The 6,934-nt window shown below is 36.3% G+C and carries 8 protein-coding genes and 1 pseudogene; 7 read left to right on the forward strand and 2 right to left on the reverse strand.

Annotation, left to right across the window (positions count from 1 at the left end):
- Positions 1 to 150: pseudogene (locus tag GO685_RS02465) on the forward strand (IS982 family transposase); the annotation flags it as partial.
- 270 nt (positions 151 to 420) lie between these two features.
- Positions 421 to 1,569, forward strand: a complete 1,149-nt coding sequence (gene dnaN, locus GO685_RS02470; RefSeq protein WP_175937431.1) for a DNA polymerase III subunit beta — start codon at positions 421 to 423, stop codon at positions 1,567 to 1,569.
- Position 1,570: 1 nt separating this feature from the next.
- Here dnaN and truA read toward each other — a convergent pair whose 3' ends face one another.
- Positions 1,571 to 2,308: a tRNA pseudouridine(38-40) synthase TruA gene (gene truA / locus GO685_RS02475; protein ID WP_175937432.1), complete on the reverse strand. Its 738-nt coding sequence runs from the start codon at positions 2,306 to 2,308 to the stop codon at positions 1,571 to 1,573.
- A 218-nt stretch (positions 2,309 to 2,526) separates the two neighbouring features.
- On the opposite strand from truA, the gene GO685_RS02480 reads away from it, so the two are divergent.
- The 5 genes from GO685_RS02480 (at position 2,527) to GO685_RS02500 (ending at position 6,360) form a co-directional block, all read left to right on the forward strand.
- A complete protein-coding gene (locus tag GO685_RS02480) occupies positions 2,527 to 3,345 on the forward strand; it encodes a pyruvate, water dikinase regulatory protein (RefSeq protein ID WP_175937433.1) in 819 nt (272 codons plus the stop codon).
- A 69-nt stretch (positions 3,346 to 3,414) separates the two neighbouring features.
- Positions 3,415 to 3,543, forward strand: a complete 129-nt coding sequence (ykgO, locus tag GO685_RS02485; protein WP_084221196.1) for a type B 50S ribosomal protein L36 — start codon at positions 3,415 to 3,417, stop codon at positions 3,541 to 3,543.
- Between the two features lie 240 nt (positions 3,544 to 3,783).
- Positions 3,784 to 4,050, forward strand: coding sequence for an FtsB family cell division protein (locus GO685_RS02490; protein ID WP_246226362.1), 267 nt, complete (start codon positions 3,784 to 3,786; stop codon positions 4,048 to 4,050).
- Positions 4,051 to 4,110: 60 nt separating this feature from the next.
- Positions 4,111 to 4,761, forward strand: a complete 651-nt coding sequence (locus GO685_RS02495) for a protocatechuate 3,4-dioxygenase (protein ID WP_175937434.1) — start codon at positions 4,111 to 4,113, stop codon at positions 4,759 to 4,761.
- Positions 4,762 to 4,857: 96 nt separating this feature from the next.
- A complete protein-coding gene (locus GO685_RS02500; RefSeq protein WP_175937435.1) occupies positions 4,858 to 6,360 on the forward strand; it encodes a leucyl aminopeptidase in 1,503 nt (500 codons plus the stop codon).
- Positions 6,361 to 6,414: 54 nt separating this feature from the next.
- Here GO685_RS02500 and GO685_RS02505 read toward each other — a convergent pair whose 3' ends face one another.
- The gene (locus GO685_RS02505) at positions 6,415 to 6,693 is read right to left on the reverse strand and encodes a hypothetical protein (protein ID WP_175937436.1); all 279 of its coding nucleotides are present in this window, start codon (positions 6,691 to 6,693) and stop codon (positions 6,415 to 6,417) included.
- Between the last annotated feature and the right edge of the window lie 241 nt (positions 6,694 to 6,934).

The following is a 6,934-nucleotide window of genomic DNA, read 5'->3' on the forward strand; positions in this document are numbered from 1 at the left end:
GGTTTTTGGTTACCTGAAAAACAGATTAGAAATTGAACATACTCGCCATAGATCTCCTATTAACTTTTTAGTTCACATTTTTTCTACGCTTTTTCATATTCCATGCAACCCAAAAAGCCCTCTATTTCCAGCTCTTTCTTTATCGGCTAATCCATAGTTAGCGTTAAAGGTACAGGCATTTGAAAAGTTTGCAGAAAGTAGTGTACCAAGTAGAAATCTTAACAATCAAAACGTTAAGCAACACCGGAGGTTGTGGTCCTATTGTTCGATCCTTTAACCATCCCATGCACATAGGCCCGCTGGGCCTATGCTTAAAAATGTTTGTACGTGAATATACAACGAGCACCGTTTGCCAGTAAAATAGCACTTTACTTTACGTAGAATGTGGATATCATTTGAAATATATTTTTGAGAATTGATATGTCAGAGGTTGCAGGTGTAGAAACCAAAGAGCAAGCTGTTTGTGAGAAAATGTGTTTTAGCGTGAGCCGCGCAAGTCTTTTAAATACACTATCAAGAGTGAGCGGGGTGGTTGAAAGGCGTAACGCGATAGATGTTTTAGCATGTATAAATATTAAAGCACAACGTGGTAGCATAAAATTAAGGGCTACTGATCTTGACATTTCAATATTTGCCTCACTTGCTGCAAATGTGTCAGCGGAAGGAGAAGTAAAAATCTCAGCACATACTTTGCACGACATAGTAAAGAAGTTGCCAACTGATTTGGATATTAACTTCGAAATGAATGATCAAGGGAAATTATTGATATCCTGTGGAAATGCAAATTTTTCTCTATCGAATGTAGTTTCAAATAACTTTCCTGTCCTCGAAGAAGGGGATCATAAATATGATTTTACTCTGCTGAGTGCAGATTTGGTAGACTTATTAACTAAAACGAAGTTTGCTGTATCACTAGATGATACAAGATATAATTTAAATGGGGTATACTTGCATACAGATGAGCAATTTCTGTACTGCGTTGCAACCGATGGTCACCGTTTATCACGTATAAAGAGGCCTAAACCTGAAAATATCAACGGCGAGTTTGGTGTGATAATTCCACGTAAAACTGTCATGGAGCTGCTGAAAGTATTGGATGATTGTAATGAAATTAATATAAAGCTCTCAGATAGAAAAATCAAATTCACATGTGGTGAGTATATTCTAATATCAAAATTAATAGATGGAACTTTTCCAGATTATAAAACTGTTATTCCGGCATCTCAGGATAAACAAATGATTGTTGAGGGCAGTGAGCTAGCTAGCGTTATAGATCGGGTTTCCGTTGTTGTGTCCGATAAAATAAAATCCATTAGGTTTGCGTTACAAGAAAAATTATTAACTCTAAACTCAAACTCTCAAGAGTGCAGTGATGCAACTGAATCTATAGAGGTAGATTATAATAAAGCTCCTACGGAAATAGGATTTAACTCACGTTATTTGCTTGATGTTTTGTCCTGCATAAAAAACAAGTGTAAGTTTAGCTTATCGGATGGCAATGGTGCTACAATTATCACTGATGAAGATGATCCAAATGCATTATATATAGTAATGCCAATGAGGACTTAAGCTAGTAATCTATCTTTACCAAATACAAACCGCAAGGTGGTGCAGTAACTCCAGCAGCATTTCTTTTGCGTTGGTTTAATATATTTAGCATTTCTTGTGGATTAGTTTTATTTTTTCCAAATTCAACCAAAGTGCCGACAATGATCCTCACTTGATTATGTAAAAAAGAAATAGCGGATATTTTGATGTATATATGACTCCCATTTTGTACTATCTCGATATCATCAATCGTTCTTACTGGATTTGCAGCTTGACAGTCTTTTGAGCGGAAACTTGAAAGGTTGTGCTTTCCAAGCAGATGTTTAGCCGCTTCGCACATGATGTTTACGTCAAGTGGGTTAAATACTTGCCATACATAACCAGCTTCCAAAGCTGCAGTAGCATAGCGGTTAATTATTCTATACTCATAGTGTCTTTTTTTTGCTGAGAATCGCGCGTGAAACTCATCATCTACAACTTCTGCATTGAGCACGACTATAGGAATTGATTTTAAGTGATAATTTATTGCGTTCCTTATTCTGTAAAGCTCACATTCCCTCTCCATATCAAAATGAGCAACTTGTCCTAAAGCATGAACTCCTGCATCAGTCCTGCCACCGCAGTATAAAGTGACTTTCTCACCACTGAAATTAAATATAGCGTTTTCTATGGTCTCCTGGATTGAGTTAGCAGAATGTTGCTGTTTCTGCCAGCCAGAGAAACTACTACCGTTATACTCTATCGTTATTTTGTATCGCACTGCAAAATCTATCTAATTTTCTATTCTATACCAAATCTCGCTGGTAATAAGATAAATTAATAAAGAGTACTTTTTGCCTACAACTGGAGGTTTAGGCGAATTTATGATGTGTTCTACTTGGATAACACATAACTGGCCCTAAAATCACAATGTTTGTGCAATTTCAGTAGCAGGTTGCTTGAGTCCGTACTATTATATAGTATAATACTATATAAAATATGACCTTTAAAAAGCTCAATCTACACTTAGTATCAGATTCAAGCGGTGAAACTGTTATATCAGTTGCAAAATCAGCTCTGAAACACTTTCGTTCTGTAGAAACAATTGAATATGTTTGGTCTTTTGTGAAAAAAGAAGAACAAATTGATAGAATTTTGGAGGAAATCAATCAGAAAAGTGATGAGCATCACTTTGTTATATGCACTATTACTGATGATGAACTAAGAAAATATTTAAAAGATAACTGTATAAAATTGGAAATTCCCTATCGAGCAATATTATCACATATCATTAGAGAAATTTCTTCTTATCTTGAAATTGAAAAAGACGAAAAGCTTGACTTGCATGCTGAGATAAATAGTGAGTATTTTCAGCGCATTGAGGCAATAAACTACACTATTAATCATGATGACGGACAAAATATTCAAGATATTGATAAGGCAGACATAATCTTGATTGGGGTTTCGCGTACATCAAAGTCTCCTACCAGTATGTATTTAGCTTATCGGGGCTATAGGGTTGCAAATATTCCCTTTGTTAGTGAGATACCCTTTTATGTTGACTTAACAAAGTTAGAGAACAAGCTGACAATAGGGCTAACAATAGATGCAAGTAGGCTGGTGGAAATACGCAAAAATAGACTTACTTCAATTAACAACGAAAATAATAATGTATACGCTGAACCTAAGAAAGTAGAAAAGGAAATTAAAAAAGCAGAGGAACTTTTTAAACAAAACAATTGGCCAATTATAGATGTAACACAAAAGTCGATCGAAGAAGTGTCAGCAACGATTATACAATATTTTAATAGAATGTGATAAATTTATCAATTGACTAATTCTTTGTAAGTAGCCATAATATGAGATAATTTGGTTTTCGCTATAGTTATGAAAGTTAAAGGCTCACTAAAGTCCCATCGCAGCAGAGATAAAAACTGTAAAGTTGTGAGAAGGAGTGGTAAAATTTACGTTATAAATAAAGTAAAGCCAAGGTGTAAAGCCCGCCAGGGTTCTTGAGTATCAACCATAAGTTGGTTATGCAAGAGGCTTATTGGTTGCCTTGAGACAAACAGTGACCAGGATGCAGTGTCATTTGTATATCCGGGTTTGGCTTGCAGCAAAAGGGTTCTAAGCTGTAACTAGGGTGCTTAGTTTTTTGTTCACTTTTTCATGTTATACGTTTTTTAGTTTCTTATATGTAAAAGTATGGTGTTTGTATTTAGGAATAAGAAGAAGTTACTGTACTTAAGTACAGCTTTGTTCATTTCTTCTCTTACGCTATATTTTAGTATTAGTACAATTACGGGTAAACATGGCTTATCAGCATTAGTGGATTTAAAAAAAGAGATAGAGTACAATAAACTTTTGCTAAAGAATATATCTTTTGAAAGGGAAAAGTTGAGTAATAAAGTGTTTGGCTTATATGAAAAAAGTTTGGATTTGGATCTGCTTGATGAACAAGCAAAAAATGCTCTGGGTTATGTGAGCCCTAAGGAGCTAATGGTTGTTCTTGATGTGGAATAGCAACATCTTTCAACAAAAGAAAAAAACCGCTATAATCCAAGTGCAGGCATTATAAACGAGATGAAAGTGAAAAATATCTTATTAGCGCTTTTAATACAGGCTGTGTTTGGGTTGTCATCATTTGCGGCCGATCCTATTTTGCTCAACTGTATTGAAACTCCAGAGATTTATGATCTTGATGCAAAACCAAAAAGCTTTAGCTCTTCAAATAATTTAAGAAGAAAACCTGGCTCTCCAAGTAGTGCAGCAGGAGAATTGATAAGCATAGTGGGTAGAGTTACTGATGTAAACTGTTTGCCAATACAAAATGCTGTGGTTTCTATATGGCACGCGAATTCACGCGGCGTAAATCATTATGATGAAAATGTGGAGAATGATAAGCTTGATCCAAATTTTACCGGATCAGGAAGGTTTATAGTCAATAACCTTGGCTATTATAATTTTATCACAATAGTACCTGGTAAGATCGGTGATAGGGCTCCACACATCAACTTTTTGGTTCAACATCCAGATTTCCCAGAGTTCACAACACAAATGCTCTTTGCCGACCATAATTGCGACAACTGTGCTGATTCTGTTCTCGGGGATCTTATTGATAATGGGCTTGCAAGCCTTCTGATAGCACCATTTACTTATAATGATCGTGCCATTAAGACCTACACATTTAATATTACCTTAGGCGGGTATAACAAATTTTCTGATAAAAGATAAAATCCTTGCATATCAGGGGAGTTCATAGTAGTCTTAAGCGCTATTGTACTTAAAATGTATATGAAAAACATCTTACTAATGTTTTTACTATGTTTTATGTGCAGCTTACAATTATTTGCAACGGAGATGTCAACGATGAAGATAACGATTTCTAAGGCTTTACCTGATTTTGAAACGCTAGTAGTAGGTTTGTTTGAAAATGATGAATTTATAAGTAACGTTAAGGTTTTACAAGATAAGCAAATTATAGATAACATCAAAAGATTTAGTGATTTCAATGGAGGCTTTGGTGAATTTTTCTCCATTACCTCATCAGAGGGAAAGAATATTGTAGTTGCTGGACTTGGCAAGAGAGAGGAATGGGATGAAAACAAAGAATTAAGTATTGGCGGAAAAATATATTGCGAACTAAGAAGATTAAAAATCAAGCGAGCGGCAATCTCAATCAAAGGCAATGCAGCAAATGTTGCATACGGCACATTTCTGCGTAGTTTTAAGTTTGATAAGTATAAAACCAAAAAGGATGAAAAAGTTACAGAAGTAGAGGAGATCACAGTGCTAGCGAAAGATGAGCAATTCAGTAGTGCTGAAAAATCATTTGAGCATTTAAGACAAGAAGGTGAAGGCATATTTCTTGCACGTGCTCTTACCACTGAACCACCTAATGTTTTATATCCAGAATCCTATGCTGATTATATAAAAACCGAACTTACTAAGCTTGGTCTTGAAATCGAAGTGCTTGATAAGAAGCAAATGGAAAAGAAAAAAATGGGAGCATTGCTTGGGGTAGCAAAAGGAAGTAGTAAAGAGCCAAAACTAGTAGTGATCAAATGGAATGGAGCTTCCAAGGAACAAAAGCCTGTAGCTTTTGTGGGTAAAGGTATAACGTTTGATACTGGTGGAGTGTCACTCAAGCCTTCGCGTGGCATGGAGTTAATGAAATATGACATGGCAGGTTCTGCTACTGTGGTTGGGGTGATGCGTACTCTAGCTGGACGAAAAGCAAAGGTAAATGCGGTCGGTGTGGTTGCGCTTGCAGAAAATGCAGTGGACGGTAATGCTCAAAGACCAAGTGATGTAGTAACTTCGATGTCTGGGCAGACAATAGAAGTGTTAAACACCGATGCAGAAGGAAGGCTCATACTTGCAGATGCTTTGTGGTATACGCAGGACAGGTTTTCACCTAAGTTTATGGTTGACCTTGCAACTTTAACTGGCGCTATAGTGGTTGCGCTTGGGAATAACGAATATGCTGGTCTTTTTTCCAATAATGATGAATTAGCAAACCGTCTTATTGATGTAGGAAATGAAGTAAACGAGAAGTTGTGGCGTTTTCCTATGAATGAGACTTACGATAAAATTATCGATTCGCCGCTTGCTGATGTCCAAAACATTGCTCCTGCAGGTTCTGGCGGGGATAGCATAATGGCCGCACAATTTTTACAGCGTTTTGTGAATGAAACTTACTGGGCACATTTAGACATTGCAGGCACGGCTTGGCATGAAAAAGGCACTGATATTTCTCCAAAAGGAGCGGTGGGTTTTGGTATAAGGTTGCTTAATAAATTGGTTGAAAAATACTACGAAACGGGTAATTGAAGCCTTAATACTGAAATTTAGAAAGCTATCGTTTTGGTGCTTTTCCTAGATCTCCTACTTGTTCATGGCTTGTGGCTCCATTTCAGTAGGTGGAAACATTTCTTTCACTTTATCATTAACTTTTTTCTCTACTTCCCCTATTTTACCTTCACCAATGGCCATAATTTTAGGTAGAAAATCATTCATAAGCTTCTCAAGTGCTTTCTTATCAGCTTCGTGAGTACTAAGACCTTTTTCTATAAGCCTTTTCATCTCATCTTCTGAAAAATTTTGAATGGTCCCGTCCTTTATTAATTCTTTTATAGCGGAACGTTGCCCTTCACTTTGAAGCATTTTTATTACTATAGCCTTATTCCGAACGCTCTTTGCTTCACCTTCCTTCTCCGATCCACTAGTCTCTGTGAAAAAAGTTTGTCATGAAAAAATAAGGAAAGATGTAGCAAAAACTGGTAGTTTAACTTAGCTACAAATAGAGAAATTACCAAATTGAGAATATTTGTGGAAACAGTGTGGTACATGGCCAAAAGTGGCTGCCAGTGTAGGCTTTTACCTAAAATATATGCCAATTACAGGA

The organism is Wolbachia endosymbiont of Madathamugadia hiepei, assembly GCF_013366855.1.
In the GTDB taxonomy this organism is placed as follows: Bacteria; Pseudomonadota; Alphaproteobacteria; order Rickettsiales; family Anaplasmataceae; genus Wolbachia.

What these genes read in the sequence shown, in the direction of transcription:
- dnaN (WP_175937431.1), top strand. Translation starts at nt 421, where the DNA reads ATGTCAGAGGTTGCAGGTGTAGAAACCAAAGAGCAAGCTGTTTGTGAG.
- GO685_RS02480 (WP_175937433.1), top strand. Translation starts at nt 2,527, where the DNA reads ATGACCTTTAAAAAGCTCAATCTACACTTAGTATCAGATTCAAGCGGT.
- ykgO (WP_084221196.1), top strand. Translation starts at nt 3,415, where the DNA reads ATGAAAGTTAAAGGCTCACTAAAGTCCCATCGCAGCAGAGATAAAAAC.
- GO685_RS02495 (WP_175937434.1), top strand. Translation starts at nt 4,111, where the DNA reads ATGAAAGTGAAAAATATCTTATTAGCGCTTTTAATACAGGCTGTGTTT.
- GO685_RS02500 (WP_175937435.1), top strand. Translation starts at nt 4,858, where the DNA reads ATGTGCAGCTTACAATTATTTGCAACGGAGATGTCAACGATGAAGATA.
- GO685_RS02505 (WP_175937436.1), bottom strand. Translation starts at nt 6,693, where the DNA reads ATGCTTCAAAGTGAAGGGCAACGTTCCGCTATAAAAGAATTAATAAAG.